The organism is Nonomuraea sp. NPDC050680, from assembly GCF_040654555.1.
Classification (GTDB): Bacteria; Actinomycetota; Actinomycetes; order Streptosporangiales; family Streptosporangiaceae; genus Nonomuraea.
The window spans coordinates 1-17338 of the sequence record NZ_JBFAIF010000038.1 but is presented as its reverse complement, the minus strand read 5'-3'; the positions used below and the strand labels follow the sequence as shown (position 1 = coordinate 17338).

The window sequence follows — 17338 nt, the reverse complement described above, 5'->3', positions numbered from 1 at the left end:
AAATTGTTTTTTTCTAACTTATGCAGCAATTGTGCTCCGGTCGGCGATCTGATAAAGCCTCGCTCTTTTGTGCTCTGGTGTGTTCGCCGTTATTGACCCGCTTTTCGGAAGGTGTAACAATTCGCTGGCTCGGGGGTGGCACAGGAGGGGGAGAGGGCATATGCGTGGGAAATTCATGATCAAATCCCATTTCTACCCAGAAGGGGGCAATCCCAGAGAGCTTCCGGGAGGCACCGACTTCGCCTTCGCCGACGACCCGCCGCTGATCGTCGGCGAAAGGGTCCGGATCGAGATCGATGGGGAGCCGGGCTGGGCGGACACCGCGGCGGTGATCGCCGAGAACGGCGACACGGGGTTGCTCATCGCCGGAAAGCGGCAGGAAATCCAGCAGGTCGCCAGCGTATCCGGTTTCGTCGCACACTGCGAGCGCGTGCAGGCCGCCATCGACGGTCTGCCCGAGACCATCGATAACCACCTGATGGTGAAGAAGCAACTGGAGACGCACCTCGCCGATTTCCGGGTTAACCTGTGGCGGCCTCAGGCCCTGCGGTCGGTGGCCGAGAAAGCCGTCATGTATTGGGCCGTCGAGCAGGAGCCAGGGCCATGGCCGGCGATTCTGCGCCTCTACGCCTTTAGGTCGGCCAACACCCGCAAGGGGCCGTACAACTTCCTGCCGAAGCTGGTCACCACCGCGTTCGACCAGATGCTCGGAGGAGGGAACGAACCGTACGACGGCGCCCGTCTGTCGTCGATCGTCCTGCAATCCCTGCGGGCATGTGACGGCATTCTCGCGGCGAACGAAAGGTCTTCTCAGGAGTACGTGGTGACATACGCGCCGATCTATCCGCACGCTCAGAACCTCTTCTCCACCCACGACCAGTCGATGGTCTCCCTGTCGACGCCGTTCGTCCCCGGCACGATCGTCGATCCCGCCGGCGACCATTACCTCGACGGGGCGCCCCAACCCGCCGACACCCCGGTGAAACGACTGATATTGGAGCACCAGAGCGTGTTCTCCCCGGACGGCCCGAGCGGCGACGACGTCGCCCAGGGCGAGCTGGGCACCTGCGTCCTGCTGTCCACGCTCGCCTCGATCGCCGACCACGACCCCGGCCAGATCAGGCGGATGGTCAGGCCGAGCACCGACGGGAGCTCCTTCGATGTCACCTTCTTCCGGACGGCCACCGTCCAGGAGCGGCCCTGCCGCATGCCGCAGCGGATCGTGGTCGAGCCGCGTTTCCCGCACCTCGCGCACCCGGACGGCACGCTCACCCTGGTAACCGCCCGGCCAAGGGCCATCTGCGGTCAGGGGGCGGTCAGACGCCGCATGACCGCCGACGGCAAGTTCTACGCGGAGACGGCGATGCCGGTGACGGCGGTCGTCTGGGTTCCGCTGATGGAACGGGCGTTCGCCGCCTTCGCGGCATCCTACGGCCAGGACGGGACGGCCTCCCCCTCCCCGGGTGAGATGCCCGACGACGGCTACAAGCAGATCGGCCAGGGCCTGTTCACCTCGGTGTCGCTGTTCGACTGCCTGTACGGTCACCAACTGCGCCACGCGTACTCGGTGAGCGTGCAGCAACTGCGCCGGGCGGCCCAAGCCGGCGAGGCGCTCTCCACGCACGCCGCCCTACTGCTGAATGTACTGATCATGCTGGAGAAGCAGGCTGCGGCCCGGTCGCCGTACATCGTCGTGCCCACCGCCGGTGTGTCCTGGGTGGACTCCGGCCAGGAGTTGCTGCCGAAGCTCAAGGAGCACCAGGCCGATCTGGTGAAGGCCGGTCTCCCCGACCAGGGCGGGAGGATAAGCACACTGCTCGAGCCCGTGCTGCCGCCGGACCCGCCGGGAAGCGAGACGGACGAGCAGAAAGACAAGCGAATGGAGCGGCGCGCGGCCCTGGAGTTCGCCGACGAATTCAGGACCCCCTGCAAAGAGGTGATTGACGTCCTCTGGCCACTGAGGAACGAGCTTCCCTGGGCTGACAAGGTCGTCAAACTGATCGCGGCGCTGGCTCCGCCGGTGTCCTCGCCCGAGCAACGGCACCACGTCTTCGCCAGCCACGCGTACGCGATCTGCGGCGCCGATCTGCGGTTCACCGCAGATCGGCCCGAGCCTGACTACGACGCGAAATACGGCGCCCCGCCGAGGAACATGGCGTCGCTGTCCGCGGTGCTGAAGACCCTCGACACTCAGGCGTCCACCATCACCCTGCGCAATCCCCACCATCGAAACTCGCCCGACCTGGACAAAGCGCTCAGCTTCGAGCAGGACACTGGACGGTTCAGGCTGACGATTCAGGACTTCCTGGACGTCTTCCACAAAGTCACGTACGCCGTCGTCGCCCGTGACGTCTGAAGACGGCACGTCCCCGGGCGCGCCGGGCAACGCCGATCAAGGTCGTTTTCAGGGTGCGCCGAACCAGTGGGAAAGCGCTTCTCGCAGCGCGGCCGCGGCGGCGTCGGTGGGTTCATCGATGGCCGTGGCCCAGGCGATGTGGCCGTCCGGGCGGATCAACAAGGCATCGGCCGGTCGCTCATCGGTCTTGGCGATGTGGACGTCGACGCGATCCCGCCACTCCCGGGCGATCTCGCGAAACTCCGGGCGGTCAGTGAGGTCGAGGAGGACGGGCCGTGCGGTGTGCAGGAGTTCCGCGACGCTGGTCACCCCCTGTTCGGTGTGCAGGGTGAGGTTCGGGGCGAAGGCGCCGGCCAGCGGGTGGGGGTCGGTGCCGGGCATCGGGTAGCGGATGTCGCTGCCGGCGACCAGCGCGCCCATGCGGCGCAGCGGCTGCTCGTCGGTGAGGAGTTCGGAGAAGACCTCTCGCAATGCTTCGGCGGCCGCGTCGTGCCCGCGTCGCAGGGCCACCTGGGCGCGGGTGTGCAGCATGGTGCGGGCGCCGGCGAGGTGGCGTTCGTCGTGGTAGGTGTCCAGCAGCCCGGCCGGGGCCGTGCCGTGGAGATCGGCGGCCAGTTTCCAGGCCAGGTTGACCGCGTCCAGCATGCCGGCGTTGAGTGCCACACCGGTGGCGGGGAACAGGTGCGCCGCGTCGCCGGCCAGCAGGATCCGCCCGTGGCGGTAGCGCTCGGCCTGGCGGGCTTTGAAGGTGAAGCGCGACAGCCGGATCGCCTCCGCCACGGGCAGGTCCGCACCGAGCACGCGGTGGATGCTGTGCTGGAGCTCGGACAGGGTCATCGGGACGTCGTCGTCGTACTCGGTGCTCTCGTCCTCGATGGTGTAGAGAGAGACGACCTGGGCGCCGGGCGAGGAGCCGACTCCGAGCAGGCCTCGGTCGGTCCGGGTGAAGCCCGCGCGGACCGTGCCGAAACCGGGGACGTCGAGGTCGCCGTTGCCGAGCACGGTCACCGCCTCGGGCAGAGTGACCTGGGCCAGCCGGTTGACCTCCGGATAGACGGTGCCGGGGAAGCCGATGCCCGCCCAGTCCCGGACCCGGCTGCGCGCGCCGTCGCAGCCCACGACGTACCGGGCGATCATCCGGTACGGCCCGTCCGGGCCGCGCACGTCCACCGTGACCGTGGCGTCGTCCTGGCTGATCTCGATCACTTCGTGGCCGCGGCGGATCTCGACGCCGAGTTCGCCGGCGCGTTCGTCGAGCAGCCGTTCCAGCCGCGGTTGCGGAAGCGGCAGGGCGTGCAGCGGGGGATCCGCCAGTTTGGTGAAGTCCAGGTGCACGCCGCCGAACGGGAACCGGGGAGCCGGGATCGGGTCGGTGCAGGCTGCCGCGAAAGGTTCCAGCAGGCCCCGGTAGCGCAGCAGTTCCAGGATCTGCCCGCCGAGACCGCCGGCCTTGGGGGTGTCCCGGCGCTGCGGCTTACGCTCCAGCACCAGTGGTCGCACGCCGGCCAGACGCAGTTCGGCGGCCAGCATCAGGCCGGTCGGGCCGGCGCCTACAACGATCACATCGGTGTTCTGTACGGTCTGGGCGGGATCGTGATGCTTCATGTCGATGGTCTGCCAATCGTGTTGTTCGGGACGCCCGGAGGCTTGGGAAACCGGCTTTTCAACGTTCGACGTCATCGGCGACGGTGGAGGTCGGGGCGCTGAGGATGGCGTCGAACGCGTCGAGGATGGGGGTGTGCAGGTAGGCGCTCTGGATCCGGATGCGGTCGGGGCCGGGGATCTCGTGGGGCGCCTGGCGGAGGTCGGCGATGCTGAGCCCGAGGCCGGCGTCGGCGAAGGCGGCTTCGATGCTTTCCGGCTCGGGTGGCTGCAGCGTGGTGTTGTCGATGGTGAAACCGAAGCGGGCGTTCTCGTCGGGGCGCATGTCGGCGGTGTGTCCGGTGATGCTGGTCAGGCCGAGGGCGAAGTAGTCATCGCCGAGAACGTTGTGCAGGTGCTGTCCCATGGGGAGCCCCGTGAGGTGACCGTCGAAGGAGACCGGCGTTTTCTGGATGTGGGCGTTGTGGGCGGCCAGCACGATGCGGGTCCCGGGGCCGGAGCGCCGCAGGTGCCACTGGACCGATTCGGCCATGAAGACGTCGCGGGCCGAGGTGTCGGCGGTCAGGCCGCTTCCGGCGAACAGGTCGGCCATGGCGCGGAAGCCGTAGTCGGCGTGGCAGGCGGCTTCGAGGCGGCGCAGGGCGATGTCGTAGCTGGGCCGGTCGCCGCGGGAGACGTAGAGGATCTCGACGGCGCGGAAGCGGATGAGCAGGCGCAGCAGGATCGCGGTGAGGGTGTCCTGGTCGGTGGCGGCCAGGCGGGTCCAGGCCGGGGCGGCCGAAGCCGCTGAGGCGCCGGCGAACGACTCGGCGATCCGCATCGCCGTCTGGATCGCCGGCAGGGTTTCGGGGTCGATCTGCCGCAGGTAGTCGGCGACTGGGGCCAGGGCGGGCAGCAGGGACCCACCGGCCGCCGGGATGTCGATCCCGGCGAAACGTACCGGCGCTGTGGCGGTGGCGTTGTGCCGGCGTATCCAGCGCAGCGGCTCATCGACTCCCACCGGGATCGCCGTGGCGAGATGGGCCGACAGGTCCTCGTCCGCGCCCTCTCCTTGGGCCCAGGCGTCGAGGGCGAAGCCTTCGCTCAAGCCGTACTCGAAGGCCAGGACGGTGAAGCCGCAGCGTTCGACCAGGAACCGCAGGATACGCCGGCGCAGGAGCGCGAATCCGGTGATGAAGTGGGAGTTCTCACCGATCGCGACGACGCGGGCTCCGCCGATGATGTCGCGCAGCGGCTCCAGGTCATCGAGGGAGGCGTCAGGATCGAGGTGGGTGAGCGGGAGGGCATGGGCGCCGAGCCAGCCGGCGAACGAGGTGTGTGGGGACGGAGCAGGCATGCTGATAGCTCGAATCTGGTGCTGGAAGGTGAGGGAACGACGAGGGGGAGGCGCGGTCACCGCACGCGGGCGCACCTCTCCAGGTCGTCGATGCTGCCGGACATGATCGTGCGTATGTGTTCGGTGATGAGCTGGAGCGGCCAGTCCCACCAGGCCACGGCGAGGAGCCGGTCGATGTCCGCGTCGTTGTGGCGGCGGCGGATGAGCCTGGCCGGGTTGCCGCCGACGATGCCGTAGTCGGGGACGTCGTCGACGACGACGGAGCCGGAGGCGATGATCGCACCGTGGCCGATGCGGACGCCGGGCATCACCATGGCCCGGTAGCCGAGCCAGACGTCGTTGCCTATCACGGTGTCGCCTCGTCCCGGCAGGCCGGTGATGAGGTCGAAGTGCTCGGCCCAGGACCCGCCCATGATCGGGAAGGGGAACGTCGAGGGGCCGTCCATGCGGTGATTGCCGCCGTTCATGATGAACCGCACGCCCTCGCCCAACGCGCAGAACTTGCCGATGACCAGTTTCTCGGGTCCGTAGTGGTAGAGCACGTTGCGGGTCTCGAAGGCGGTCGGATCATCCGGATCGTCGTAGTAGGAGAACTCTCCGGCCTCAATCAGCGGTGAGGCGATCAGCGGTTTCAGCAGCACCACGCGTGGCTGTTCGGGCATCGGATGCACCACCGTTGGGTCGGCCGGAACGGGCATCACTCATCGTTTCCTTCCAAGGAGGTGAAGGCGGAAATGGAAGAACATCAGGCATCGTTGTCTTGCGGCACGGCACGAGCCGTGCCGATGTGATGGTGCCCAAGGAGCCTCGTCATGTCAAGTACGGCACGTGCCGTACCGATAGGGTGGCGGCATGACCGACACACCCCGTCGTCGTGGCGCCGACCGGACCAAAGCCATCATGCGCACCACATTGGAGCTGGGCCAGGAGATCGGCTACGCCAACCTGAGCATGGAAGCGGTCGCGGCCCGCGCCGGCGCCGGGAAGCACACCATTTACCGCCGATGGTCGTCCAAGGGAGCCTTGCTGCTCGACTCGCTGCTGTCGCTGAACGAGGCTCATCTGGACTACCCCGACACCGGCGACGTCGTCGCCGACGTGCGCGCGCAGATCTACGCGGCCGTGGACCTGCTGGCCGGGCCGTCGTACGGCGCCTTGTTTCGGGCCCTGGTCGGCGAGGCGCAGCACGATCGCCAGGTCGCCGTCGCGCTCAACGAACGCTTCATCGCCCCGCAGGCGGACAAGACCGTCGCCCGGCTGAAGGCGGCCCGCGACCAGGGCCAGCTGTCACCCGACTTCGACCTGGACCTGTCGATGGCGATCCTGTCCGGCCCGCTGTACTTCCAGCTCCTGATCACTCAGGAGCCACTGACCCACGAGTACGTCGACCGGGTCCTCGCCGCTCTCTTCGCCGGAATGGGGCCCGGCCCGCGCACGCGGGCATCCCGCGCCACAGCCGCTGACCGCCGGGCGGCACGATCGTCCCGGTCATGAAGCGCCTACTCCTGGACCTTGCCTCCGGTGAGCCGGGACAGGACCAGGGCGACGATGATGATGGCGCCGTTGAGGGCCTGGATCCACTGGGCGGGCACGCCGGCCAGGGTGAGGACGTTCTGGATCATGTAGAGGAGGAGGATGCCGGTGAACGCCCCGAACATCGTGCCTTTGCCCCCGTTGAGGCCGACGCCGCCGATCACGGCCGCGGCGAACACGGTGAAGATGGCGCCATCTCCCTGAGCGGCGGCCACAGAGGCGAGGTGACCCGACATCAGCAGGCCGCCGAGCGCGGCGAGCAGGCTGGCGCCCACCAAGGCGGTCCACAGCACCCGGTCGGTACGGATGCCGGCCGCCTTGGCCGCGTCCACGTTGCCGCCGATGGCGTACAGGGCACGGCCGTACCTGGTGAAGCCGAGCAGCACGATGCCGGCGGCGAACAGCAGCAGGCACAGCCAGATCGAGGCGGGCACGCCCAGCCACATGGCCGAACCGAGGTAGAGCATCGACGACGGCAGGTTGAAGAAGGTCTGGCCGCCGGAGATGCCCGTGAGCAGGCCGCGCAGCACGATCAGCATGCCGAGGGTGACGATGAAGCCGTTGAGCCCGAACCGAACGATCAACAGGGCGTTGAGCATACCGATCAGCGCCCCGACGGCCAAGGTGATCGGAATCGACCAGGCGCCGGGCACCAGGCCGAGCCCGGCGCCCGAGCCGGCGGCGACGGTCAGCCAGGCGGCCACGCCCGGGGCCAGGCCGAACGTCGACTCCAGTGAGAGGTCCATCTTGCCGGCGACCAGCACGATGGTCTGGGCCAGCACCAGGAGCGAGATCTCCGTCATGGTCTGCAGGATGTTGATCAGATTGTCGCCCTGCAGGAAGATCGGGTTGACGATCTGGCCGACGATGGCGATCACGATGATCGCCGGGATCAGCGCGAAGTCACGCAGCCGGGCGAGCCGCACCTGTGGCCGTGCCCGCTCCCGGGCGGCGCTCCCGGTGGCGGGCGTGAGGGTTTTCTCAGGCATCGAGCCGGACTCCTTCCATGGCCGCCACGACGTCGTGGTCGTGCCATCCGGCGGCCATCTCCGCGACGATGCGACCCTGGAACATCACCAGCAGCCGGTCGCAGAGCCGCAGGTCGTCGAGTTCGTCGGAGGCGATCAGCACGCCGGTCCCCTTGGCGGCCGTCTCCTCGACCTTGCCCAGCAGGAACTCCTTGGACTTCACGTCCACCCCGGCGGTGGGGGTGATCAGTACGAGCAACCGGGGATCGGAGGCCAGCGCCCTGGCCATGACGACCTTCTGCTGGTTGCCGCCGGACAGGCCCATCACCGGCAGACCGGGACCGGGCGTCTTGATCGCCAGGTTGGCGATCAGGGTGCCGGCCAGCCGGTCGCGCCGCCTGCCGCTGATCAGGCCGGCCTCGCCGAGCCGTTCGGGGACCGTCATGGTGGCGTTGTTGGCGATCGACATCATCGGGACGAATCCCTGATGGTGCCGGTCGCGGGGGACGAAGCCGACGCCCGCGGCGAGCGCGTCAGGCACGCTGCCGGGACGGGGGACACGCCCGGCGACCTCGATCGTGCCTGAATCGGCCGCGTGCAACCCGGCGATGGTCTCGGCCAGCTCGGTCCGGCCGCTGCCGGCCGCGCCCGCCAGGCCGACGATCTCGCCGTCCTGGATCTGGAAGTCGACCTCGCTGTACGCCTCGCCGTAGGACAGGCCGCGCACCCCGAGCACCACGCCGGCGCCGGCGGGCACGGCCGTCCGGGAGGATGTGCCGGCCAGGCCGGCGGCCTCTCCCGCCAGGGCCGCCACCAGCTCGGCGTGCGGCAGGCCGGCCACCGTGGTGGTCAGGATGTGCCGGGCGTCGCGGAAGACCGTGACCGTGTCGCAGATCTCGTAGATCTCCTGCAGGTGGTGGCTGATGAACAGGAAGGTCACTCCCTGTTCCTGCAGGGTGCGGATACGGGCGAACAGGCGGGCGATGGCGGCGGCGTCGAGCTGGGCGGTCGGCTCGTCGAGGACGATGAACCGGGCACCGAAGGACAGCGCACGGGCGATCTCCACGAACTGCCGCTGTTCGACGTCCAGTTCGCCGGCGGGCAGCCGTACGTCCACGTCGACCGACCACGTCTCCAGCAGGGCGGCGGCCTTGCGGCGCAGGTCCGGCCAGTTGACGAAGGCGGCGTGGCGGTTGAGGTAGAGGTTCTCGGCCACGGTGAGCTGGGGGATGATCGTGGACTTCTGGTAGACGCAGGCCACCCGCTGCCGCCAGGCGTCACGGTCGGCCAGGCGCGGGGCGGGTTCGCCGTCGAAGCGCACCTCGCCCTCGTCGGGCGCCTGGAGCCCGGTGAGTATCGAGACCAGGGTGGACTTGCCTGCCCCGTTGCGGCCGACCAGAGCGTGGGTCTGGCCGGGCATGATCCGGATTCCGGCGCGGTCCAGCGCGAGGGTCTCGCCGTATCTCTTGGTGACGTCCACCGCCTCGGCCAGAGGCGTGGGCGCCTGGTCAGCCGCCAAGATTGTTGCCCCAGAGCGAGGATTCGCCCGGCTTGACGCTCGTGACGCCCCCGTAGGTGCCGCCGTCGGCTGTGACCAGCGGCGCGGAGAGCTGGTCCTCCAGCAGGCCCGGGCGCACCTGGACGATGGTGCTGTCGTGATCGGTCGCGCCGGGCTTGAACGTTTTGCCGTCGATGGCGGCCTTGGTGTACTGCAGCGCGTACTTGGCGTACTGGTCGGCCGGCTGGGAGACGGTGGCGTCGATGTTGCCGGCGGCGATCTCCTTCAGCTCCTGGGGGATGCCGTCGTTGGAGACGACGAAGACGTGCTTGGGGTTGGCCGGGGGGACCAGCAGGCCGCGCTGCTGGAGCACTTGGAGGGTGCCGGACAGGGCGAAGCTCGATTGCATGTAGACGCCCTTGATGTCCGGATTGGCGGTGAGCCGCGTCTGGAGCTTCTGCGAGGCGATCGCGCCGTCCCAGTTGGTGGCCTCTCCGAACACCGTGATGCCGGGGTAACTCGCCTTCATGCAGTCGTTGAACGCCTCGGTGCGGTCACGGCCGTTGATGGAGGCCAGGTCGCCCTGGAGCATGACGACCTTGCCCTTGCCGCCCAGCTTCTCGCCGAGGAACTTGCACGCCTTCTCGCCGTACGCCCGGTTGTCGGCACGCACCACCATGAAGGCCTCACCCTGCTCGGGACGGGTGTCGACCATGACGACGGGGATCTTCTTGGCGTTGAGCTGCTGGAGTGTGGGGGCCACGGCGGCGGTGTCCTGCGGCGCCAGCACGATGCCCTTGACGCCCTGGCTGATGAGACTCTGCACGTTGGCGGTGAGCTTGGAGATGTCGTTCTGCGAGTTGGAGGTCTTCAGCTCCAGGCCGTTCTCGGCGCCGAACTTGGGGACGTACTTGATGAAGGAGTTCCAGAAGTCGGTGTCGGAGCGGGGGTAGTCCACCCCGACGACCGGCTTGCCGCCTCCTGAGGCGCTCGTGCCGCTGCCTGCGCCACCCCCGCAGGCCGCGGCCAGTCCGGCCGACAGGGCGACGGCCGCCCCCAGGGCGAGTCCTCGGTTCATGGCTGTTCCTTTCCTGCGCCGTTCCGGGTCCTGCGCTGTTCCGGGTCGCTGTTCTGGGTCACAGCCGGAGGTCGGCGGTCCACTGGGGACCGTGCGGGTAGGCGTACTCGGCACGGGACTCCGGACGCATCTCGGCGCCCCCGCCCGGCCGTCCAGGGGCGACGTATCGGCCTTCCCGGATCACGACCGGGTCGGTGAAGTGCTCGTGCAGATGGTCGATGTACTCGATGACGCGATCCTCGGCGGTGCCGCTGACGGCCACGTAGTCGAACATCGACAGGTGCTGGACCATCTCGCACAGTCCGACGCCGCCCGCGTGCGGGCACACCGGGACCCCGAACTTGGCGGCCAGCAGCAGGATGGCGATGTTCTCGTTGACCCCGGCGACCCTGGCCGCGTCGAGCTGCAGGATGTCGATCGCGCCCGCCTGCAGGAACTGCTTGAACATCACCCGGTTGTGCGTGTGCTCGCCGGTGGCGACCTTGATGGGCGCCACCCGCTCGCGGATGGCGGCGTGGCCGAGCACGTCGTCGGGCGAGGTGGGCTCCTCGATCCAGTACAGGTCGTACCGGGCCAGCGGGACCAGCCACTCGATCGCCTGGCCGACGTTCCACGCCTGGTTGGCGTCAACGGCGATGCGCACATCGGGTCCGACCGCCTCCCGGGCCAGCCGTACGCGCCGGACGTCCTCGGCTTGGTCGGCACCGACCTTCAGCTTGATCTGGCGAAACCCGTCGGCGACAGCCTCTTTGGCCAGCCTGACCAGCTTGTCGTCGGTGTAGCCGAGCCAGCCGGGGGTGGTGGTGTAGGCGGGGTAGCCCTCGGCGAGCAGGCGGGCCTGGCGCTCGGCCCGGCCCGGCTCGGCGCGGCGCAGGATGGCCAGCGCCTCCTCCCGGGTGAGGGCGTCCTCCAGGTAACGGAAGTCGACGACGTCGACGATCTCCTCCGGCGACAGCTCCGCCAGCAGCCGCCACAACGGCTTGCCCGCCCTGCGCGCGCGAAGGTCCCACAGCGCGTTGAGCACGGCTCCCGCCGCCATGTGGGTGACGCCCTTCTCCGGGCCGAGCCAGCGCAGCTGGCTGTCGCCGGTGAGCAGACGCGACACCCCGCCGAGGTCGCCGAGCACCTCGGCCACCGGCCGTCCGGTGACCAGCGGTGCCAGCGACTCCACCGCGGCGACAGCGATCTCGTTTCCGCGCCCGACGGTGAAGGCGAGCCCATGCCCCTCCTGCCCGCCGCCGGTCCGAACGATCACGTAGGCGGCCGAGTAGTCGGGCTCGGGGTTCATGGCGTCGGACCCATCGAGGTGCCGTGAGGTCGGGAACCGGATGTCGTGGGCCTCGACCGCGGTGATCAGCTCGGTCACGAAGAGGTACCTCCATGGGATGTTTCTACGCCGTCGCTATTTGAACATGGGATGTCTTTGTAATCCCGGACCTACCCTTCTGTCTAGAGGTAGCCGATAGAGTTCCTGAAAGTCGATAGACAACCCATGTCTGTTCAGCGACCGACTTGGTCCTCGCTTAGACATGGGATGTCTGTTAGGTTTCCAGCGTGGCCCGCGTGTCGATCGATCCGCTCCACCCCGGGAGGCCGTACCCATGTCCCTGACCGACGAGGCGATCTCCCGCATCCGGGCGCTCACCGTAGCCCGGGTGCTCGACATACAGCGGGGCGAGGGCACCTGAACGCCATGCGCGCCGCCAGTGACGACGTGGAGAAGCTGATGCACATCAGCACGACCGAGACCTGGCTCCGCTCGGTCGTGCTGGGAGACGTCGAGGGCTCCGTGACCAGGAGGAGTACCCATCATGAAAGGTCCGCCTGGCACACGGGCTGTCAGGCGTGTTGGAACTGCCACCAGTTCACGTTGAACAGGTAGCCGCTCCCGCCGGTGTATTTGAAGTAGAGGTCATGAGTCCCCATCGCGCCGGTGACCGTACAGGAGACGGTCGTCCAGGTCTGCCAGCCGCCGGTGCCCGGGACGGCGCACGTGCCCATCAATGTGCCGTTGACGGTGTCGCGACGCAGCTCGATGGTGCCGCCGCTGGTCCCCGAGGCCACCCGTGCGCTGAAGGAGCTCGCGCCGGCGCCGAAGGCGACGCCCTTGACCTTGATCGAGTCGCCGTTCTGGATGTAGCCGACGTTCATGCCGCCTTCGCCGGCGGGCTCCGTCTCGACACCGGACTCCCAGGCGATCGTCTCGGCCTCCTGGCGGACATAGGGGTCCAGGGAGCCGATCTGGGGCGCTCCGGCCGTGGTCATGTTCATGGTCGGGATGGTGCCGTCGGGGTTGTAGGTGAACTTCTCCACCGCGACCGAGCGGGTGAAACCGCCGCCGCCCGGCAGCGCGCCGTTGTGGTAGAAGAAGTACGAACCTCCCTGGAAGTCGATGACGCCCGGGTGGTTGGTGAAGCTGCCGCCCTGCGTGGGCATGACCGTGCCCCGGTAGGTCCACGGCCCGGTGGGGCTGGGCGACGTCGAGTAGCCGATGAACTCGGAGCAGCATTTGGCGGCGAAGACGTTGTAGTACAGGCCGTTGCGCTTGTAGACCCAGGGGCCCTCCTCAAACAGGGTCGGCCGGTTGGGGTCCCCGGTGCGGGTGCCGAATCCGGCGGTGGTGAGGGGGATCTGGGCCGGGCTTCCCGAGTAGGAGATCATGTCGGCGTTCAGCCTGAGGTACCACAGGTGGGGGTTGCCCCAGTACAGGTAGGCCTGCCCGTCGTCGTCGATGAAGACGGTCGGGTCGATCTCGCCGTTCTCGACCAGGGGGTGTCCGAGCGCGTCCTTGAACGGCCCGGTGGGGCTGTCGGAGACGGCCACGCCGATGGCCATCCTGCCGGTCGCTCGGTTGGTGGTGGGGACGTACCAGTAGAACCTGCCGTTGCGGTAGACGGCCTGGCCCGCCCACGCGTCCGACTTCGCCCAGCTGAAGGTGGTCAGGCTCAGCGGGGAGCCGTGGTCGGTCCAGTTCACCATGTCCGCCGACGACCAGACCCGCCACTCCTTCATCGTGAAGTACGTCGAGCCGTCCTCGTCGTGGCCGGTGTAGAGGTAGACCCGGCCGTTGTAGACCAGCGGCGCCGGGTCGGCGGTGTAGATGGTCTGGACGATCGGGTTGTCCGCCCTGGCCGCGGCGGCCGGGAGCAGCATCCCGACCAGAACCAGGCTTATGATCCAGATAAGTCGTTTCATATCAGGTGCGACTCCACTTCTGGCAGCCGGCGATCTCGAACGAGCCCTGCATGTCCATCAGGTACTTCGCCTCGCGTCCCACCCCGTAGGGGTCGCCGCCCGCGCCGTCGGCCCGGCGACCAGGGACATCGCGACTGCGAGGAGCGCGACCACGACACTCATGGCTCTCTTCCTGCGCCGGCTCATGGGGGGCCTTTCGCGTCAGACCGCGCTGATCGTGTACTGGTTGTTCGTGCTGGAGTTCGGCGTCCACAGGATCGTGGCCGAGCCCGCCGTGGCGTTGCCGGCGCCGTCCAGTGCCGTGCCGGTGCCGCGGTTGATGATCTGGTAGCGGCCGTTGCCGACGCTGTTGAGCCGCCACTGCTGGTTGGCGCTGCCGCTCCAGGCTGCCTGCCTGGCGTTCGCGCCGTTGGCGGTGTTGCCCCAGCTGTCGGCCACCATGCCGTTGGTACGGTTGACGATGCGGTTCCACCCGCCGCCCAGGTCCACGAGTTGCCACTGCACGTTGGTGTTGCCGTCCCAGTTCCACTGCTTGAGGTTCGAGCCGGAGGCGACGTTGCCGCCGCTGTCCAGGACGAGGCCCGTCGCGACGTTGGTGATCCGTACATACGTCGACGGCGCGGGACCGCCGGACCCTGTCATGCGGTACGTACGGCCGGCCTGGCCGGTCAGCCCGATGACGTCGGCCTCGGGCTTGGTGACGCTGACGGCGGCCCCGGTCGCGACGTCGATCACCTGGTAGGTGCCGGTGAAGATCCGGTTGCGCACGTTGACCGTGCCGTCGCGGTCGAACGTGACCTGGATCTCGGTGGACCCGCTGGCGGTCCACGCGGCGTCCACGGTGTAGCCGCCGCGGCCCCGAAGCCCCTGAACCTTCCCGCTCGGCCAGGCCGACGGCAGCGCGGGCAGCACGTGCAGCTCGCCGTTGTGGCTCTGCAACAGGATCTCGGCGATACCGGAGGTGGCGCCGAAGTTGCCGTCGATCTGGAACGGCGGATGCAGGTCGAACATGTTCGGCGCGAGCCGGGCCGTCGTCACCAGGAGGCGCAACAGGGTGTGCGCCCGATCGCCCGCCTCCATCCGCGCCCAATAGTTGATCTTCCAGGCGAGCGACCAGCCCGTCCCGTCGTCACCGCGCAGTTCGAGTGTCCGCTGCGCGGCCGAGTAGAGGGCGGGGGTGCCCCGTTTGGTGATCTGGTTGCTGGGGTGCAGGCCGTACAGATGCGAGATGTGCCGGTGGTTCTGCTCGGTCTCGACCCAGTCGTACAGCCATTCCTGGATGTTGCCGCGCGAGCCGACCTTCATGGGCGCGAGCCGGTCCCGGGCGGCCAGGACCCGCGTACGGAAGTCGGCGTCCACGTTGAGCACCTGGGCGGCCTTGGCGCAGCCGTTGAACAGGTCGCGCAGGATCTGGTTGTCCATCGTCGGGCCCGCGCACACGCTGACGCCCGCGTGGTGGTTGAGCTCGGGGGAGTTCGATGGGTTCGTGACCAGGTACCCGAGGCTCGGCTCCTGCACCAGGGTGTCCAGGAAGAACTGCGCCGCCCCCTTCATCGCCGGGTAGTACTGCCGCAGGAAATCGAGGTCGCCGGTGAACAGGTAGTGATCCCAGATCATGGTGGACAGCCACGCGCCGCCGGTCTGCCACATGCCCGCCGCGGCGAAGTCGACGACCGCGGAGGCCCGCCATCCGTCGGTGTTGTGGTGGGTCACCCAGCCGGAGGCGTTGTACTCCACCCGGGCCGTGCGGGCGCCGGTGACCGTGAGGTCGTTGATCATCCGGAATACCGGCTCGTAGCATTCCGACAGGTTCGTCGTGTCGGCCGGCCAGTAGTTCATCGGCAGGTTGGCGTTGAGCGTGTACTTCGAGTCCCACGACGGGGTCAGTGAGTCGTTCCAGATGCCCTGCAGGTTGGCCGGCTGGGTGCCCGGACGTGAGGATGAGATCAGCAGGTAGCGGCCGTACTGGAACAGCAGCGCGGAGAACTGCGGGTCATTGGTGCCGGCGTGCTGCGCGATCCGGACGTCGGTCGGCTGGTCGGCCGCCCCGGTGCGACCGAGGTCGAGCGTTGTGCGAGCGAACAGCCGCTGGTAGTCGGCGACGTGCCGGGCGCGCAGGTCGTCGTACGTCCTGCCCTTGGCGGCGTCGAGGTAGCGCCGCGCGATGCCCTGGTAGTCCCCGCTGACATCCTTGTAGGTCACATAGCTGGAACCGATGGAGATGAGCACCGTCACGCTGTCGGCGGCTCTCACCTGTAGCGTGCCGCCGGAACTGGTGACGCTGCCGCCTTCGGCGACGGCCCGGGCCAGCGCCAGGAACCGCACCTTGCCCGCCAGGCCCCGCTGGTCGCCGGAGATCCCGTCGAGCGCCACCGTCGCACCGTCCGGGCTGGAGCGGGTCGTCCGTTGGGGGCTGTCGAACGTCGCGGAGAAGGTGATCGAGCCGGGTTTGTCGGCGGTCAGGCGCATGGCGATGAGTTGGTCGGGTCCGCTCGCGAGGCCTTCTCGCCGGTACCGCACGCCGTTCTGCAGGTACGACACCGTGGTGGTGGCCGTGGTCAGGTCGAGAAGACGGTTGTACTCCGAGACCCCGGTGGCGCTGCCGAAGGTGAGCCGGAGATTGCCGACGGGCTGGTAGGCGAGCTGCCCGGCGGGATTGCCCAGCATGTTCTGGTCGATCATGCTCTGGGCCTGGCTCCACTGGTTCTGGAAGACCAGCTGCCGGATCTGCCCCAGGGCCGCCGCGCCCTTCGGATTGCTCTGGTCGTAGGGTCCGCCGGCCCAGATGGTGTCCTCGTTGAGCTGCAGCCGCTCGGTGTCGACGTTGCCGAACACCATGGCGCCCAGGCGGCCGTTGCCGAGCGGAAGCGCGCGCAGCCAGTCCGTGCCCGCGCTTCCGTCGTACCACAGTGCCAGATCGTTCGCGGCACGCACCTCCGCAGGCGCCACCGACGCGGGCCTCGCGGCAGCCGTCCATTGCGTCGGCAACAGTGCGGCTCCGGCTCCGGCCGCGCTGAGCTTCAGCACTTGCCTTCGCGATAACTCGGACATATGTCTCAGTCCTCCAAGCCACGAGAGAGGTGCGTTTCTCGAATCGATTCGGTCAACTACGAGCCCATTGCTGGTTGGTGCCGCCGTGGCAGGTCCAGATCTGGACCTTGGCGCCGTTGGCGGTGCCGGCGCCGGAGACGTCCAGGCACTTGGTGCCGTAGACGCGCAGCTCGCCGGCGCTGGTGAGGGTCCACTTCTGGTTGTTCTGGCCGTTGCAGTCCCAGATGATCACGGCGGCGCCCTCGGCGGTACCGGCGCCGTTGACGTCCAGGCACTTGCCGCCGGACGTCCGCAGCTCACCGGCGCTGGTGGCGGTCCACTGCTGGTTGGGCTGACCGTTGCAGTCCCAGATCTGCACCTGCGAGGCACCGGCGTCCAGGCACCGCCCCGACCCCACACCCTTCAGCGCGTTCCCCGGCGGCTGCGAGGGACCGCCCCCGAGCCGCGTGAAGAAGTCCCACACCACTGGCCTGGTCCAGGAGTTCTCTCCGGGCTCGAGGTCGCCGGGCTTCCCGTCCACGGGACCGGGGGTGTGGCCCGCGTCGAATGCCGCCCATGCGACCGGGTACCCGTCCCGGCACCCTGAGTAGTAGGTGACGATGTGCGTCAGGCTGCCCTGCGCCGGTTCCGGCGGGTTCTGGGGAGTGCAGCCGTTGTTCCTGACGAACCTGTCACGCAGCGAGCGGCCCGTGGAGATGTTGAGCACCGGGTCTCTGAGGCC

12 protein-coding genes are annotated in these 17338 nt (G+C 68.4%); 2 read left to right on the top strand and 10 right to left on the bottom strand.

The genetic code is table 11. The annotated features are described in order from the left end of the window. The first annotated feature begins 175 nt into the window (after positions 1–175). Complete coding sequence (locus AB0H88_RS50945; protein WP_357657272.1) at positions 176–2356, top strand: hypothetical protein; 2181 nt, start codon at positions 176–178, stop codon at positions 2354–2356. A 48-nt stretch (positions 2357–2404) separates the two neighbouring features. On the opposite strand, the gene AB0H88_RS50940 is transcribed toward AB0H88_RS50945, so the two are convergent. The 3 genes from AB0H88_RS50940 to AB0H88_RS50930 are packed head-to-tail and all read right to left on the bottom strand — an operon-like array spanning position 2405 to position 5956. Beyond that, a complete protein-coding gene (locus tag AB0H88_RS50940; RefSeq protein WP_357657270.1) occupies positions 2405–3961 on the bottom strand; it encodes an FAD-dependent monooxygenase in 1557 nt (518 codons plus the stop codon). A 58-nt stretch (positions 3962–4019) separates the two neighbouring features. Beyond that, positions 4020–5294 carry an erythromycin esterase family protein gene (locus AB0H88_RS50935; protein WP_357657268.1) on the bottom strand — a complete coding sequence of 425 codons (1275 nt, stop codon included), beginning with the start codon at positions 5292–5294 and terminating at the stop codon, positions 4020–4022. A gap of 56 nt (positions 5295–5350) precedes the next feature. After that, positions 5351–5956 carry a CatB-related O-acetyltransferase gene (locus AB0H88_RS50930; RefSeq protein WP_357657266.1) on the bottom strand — a complete coding sequence of 202 codons (606 nt, stop codon included), beginning with the start codon at positions 5954–5956 and terminating at the stop codon, positions 5351–5353. Positions 5957–6146: 190 nt separating this feature from the next. Here AB0H88_RS50930 and AB0H88_RS50925 point away from each other — a divergent pair, with 190 nt between their 5' ends. Then, positions 6147–6788: a TetR/AcrR family transcriptional regulator gene (locus AB0H88_RS50925; RefSeq protein ID WP_357657265.1), complete on the top strand. Its 642-nt coding sequence runs from the start codon at positions 6147–6149 to the stop codon at positions 6786–6788. Positions 6789–6793: 5 nt separating this feature from the next. Here the strand turns inward: AB0H88_RS50925 and AB0H88_RS50920 are convergent, their stop codons facing one another. From AB0H88_RS50920 to AB0H88_RS50890, 7 genes are all read right to left on the bottom strand, one after another. After that, entirely contained in the window at positions 6794–7816 is a 1023-nt protein-coding gene (locus AB0H88_RS50920) for an ABC transporter permease (RefSeq protein WP_357657263.1), read from the bottom strand. Beyond that, on the bottom strand, positions 7809–9314 hold the full coding sequence (locus tag AB0H88_RS50915; RefSeq protein WP_357657261.1) for a sugar ABC transporter ATP-binding protein: 1506 nt from the start codon (positions 9312–9314) through the stop codon (positions 7809–7811). Before AB0H88_RS50915 ends, AB0H88_RS50920 begins: the two co-directional genes overlap by 8 nt. Continuing rightward, positions 9304–10371 (bottom strand): sugar ABC transporter substrate-binding protein, encoded by a 1068-nt coding sequence (locus AB0H88_RS50910; RefSeq protein WP_357657259.1) that lies wholly within the window; start codon positions 10369–10371, stop codon positions 9304–9306. Before AB0H88_RS50910 ends, AB0H88_RS50915 begins: the two co-directional genes overlap by 11 nt. Positions 10372–10429: 58 nt before the next feature. Beyond that, positions 10430–11737 carry an enolase C-terminal domain-like protein gene (locus tag AB0H88_RS50905; protein WP_357657257.1) on the bottom strand — a complete coding sequence of 436 codons (1308 nt, stop codon included), beginning with the start codon at positions 11735–11737 and terminating at the stop codon, positions 10430–10432. A 473-nt stretch (positions 11738–12210) separates the two neighbouring features. Further along, positions 12211–13566, bottom strand: a complete 1356-nt coding sequence (locus AB0H88_RS50900) for a glycoside hydrolase family 43 protein (RefSeq protein WP_357657255.1) — start codon at positions 13564–13566, stop codon at positions 12211–12213. A gap of 201 nt (positions 13567–13767) precedes the next feature. Then, complete coding sequence (locus AB0H88_RS50895; RefSeq protein ID WP_357657253.1) at positions 13768–16617, bottom strand: glycoside hydrolase N-terminal domain-containing protein; 2850 nt, start codon at positions 16615–16617, stop codon at positions 13768–13770. Between the two features lie 52 nt (positions 16618–16669). Next, positions 16670–17338, bottom strand: a 669-nt coding sequence (locus tag AB0H88_RS50890; protein WP_357657252.1) for an RICIN domain-containing protein, incomplete at its 5' end; no start/stop codon positions are given.

Bases quoted from the DNA above. Each gene is read 5' to 3' on its own strand.
- AB0H88_RS50930 (WP_357657266.1), bottom strand. From the start codon at position 5,956: ATGCCCGAACAGCCACGCGTGGTGCTGCTGAAACCGCTGATCGCCTCA.
- AB0H88_RS50920 (WP_357657263.1), bottom strand. From the start codon at position 7,816: ATGCCTGAGAAAACCCTCACGCCCGCCACCGGGAGCGCCGCCCGGGAG.
- AB0H88_RS50945 (WP_357657272.1), top strand. From the start codon at position 176: ATGATCAAATCCCATTTCTACCCAGAAGGGGGCAATCCCAGAGAGCTT.
- AB0H88_RS50940 (WP_357657270.1), bottom strand. From the start codon at position 3,961: ATGAAGCATCACGATCCCGCCCAGACCGTACAGAACACCGATGTGATC.
- AB0H88_RS50900 (WP_357657255.1), bottom strand. From the start codon at position 13,566: ATGAAACGACTTATCTGGATCATAAGCCTGGTTCTGGTCGGGATGCTG.
- AB0H88_RS50910 (WP_357657259.1), bottom strand. From the start codon at position 10,371: ATGAACCGAGGACTCGCCCTGGGGGCGGCCGTCGCCCTGTCGGCCGGA.
- AB0H88_RS50925 (WP_357657265.1), top strand. From the start codon at position 6,147: ATGACCGACACACCCCGTCGTCGTGGCGCCGACCGGACCAAAGCCATC.
- AB0H88_RS50895 (WP_357657253.1), bottom strand. From the start codon at position 16,617: ATGTCCGAGTTATCGCGAAGGCAAGTGCTGAAGCTCAGCGCGGCCGGA.
- AB0H88_RS50935 (WP_357657268.1), bottom strand. From the start codon at position 5,294: ATGCCTGCTCCGTCCCCACACACCTCGTTCGCCGGCTGGCTCGGCGCC.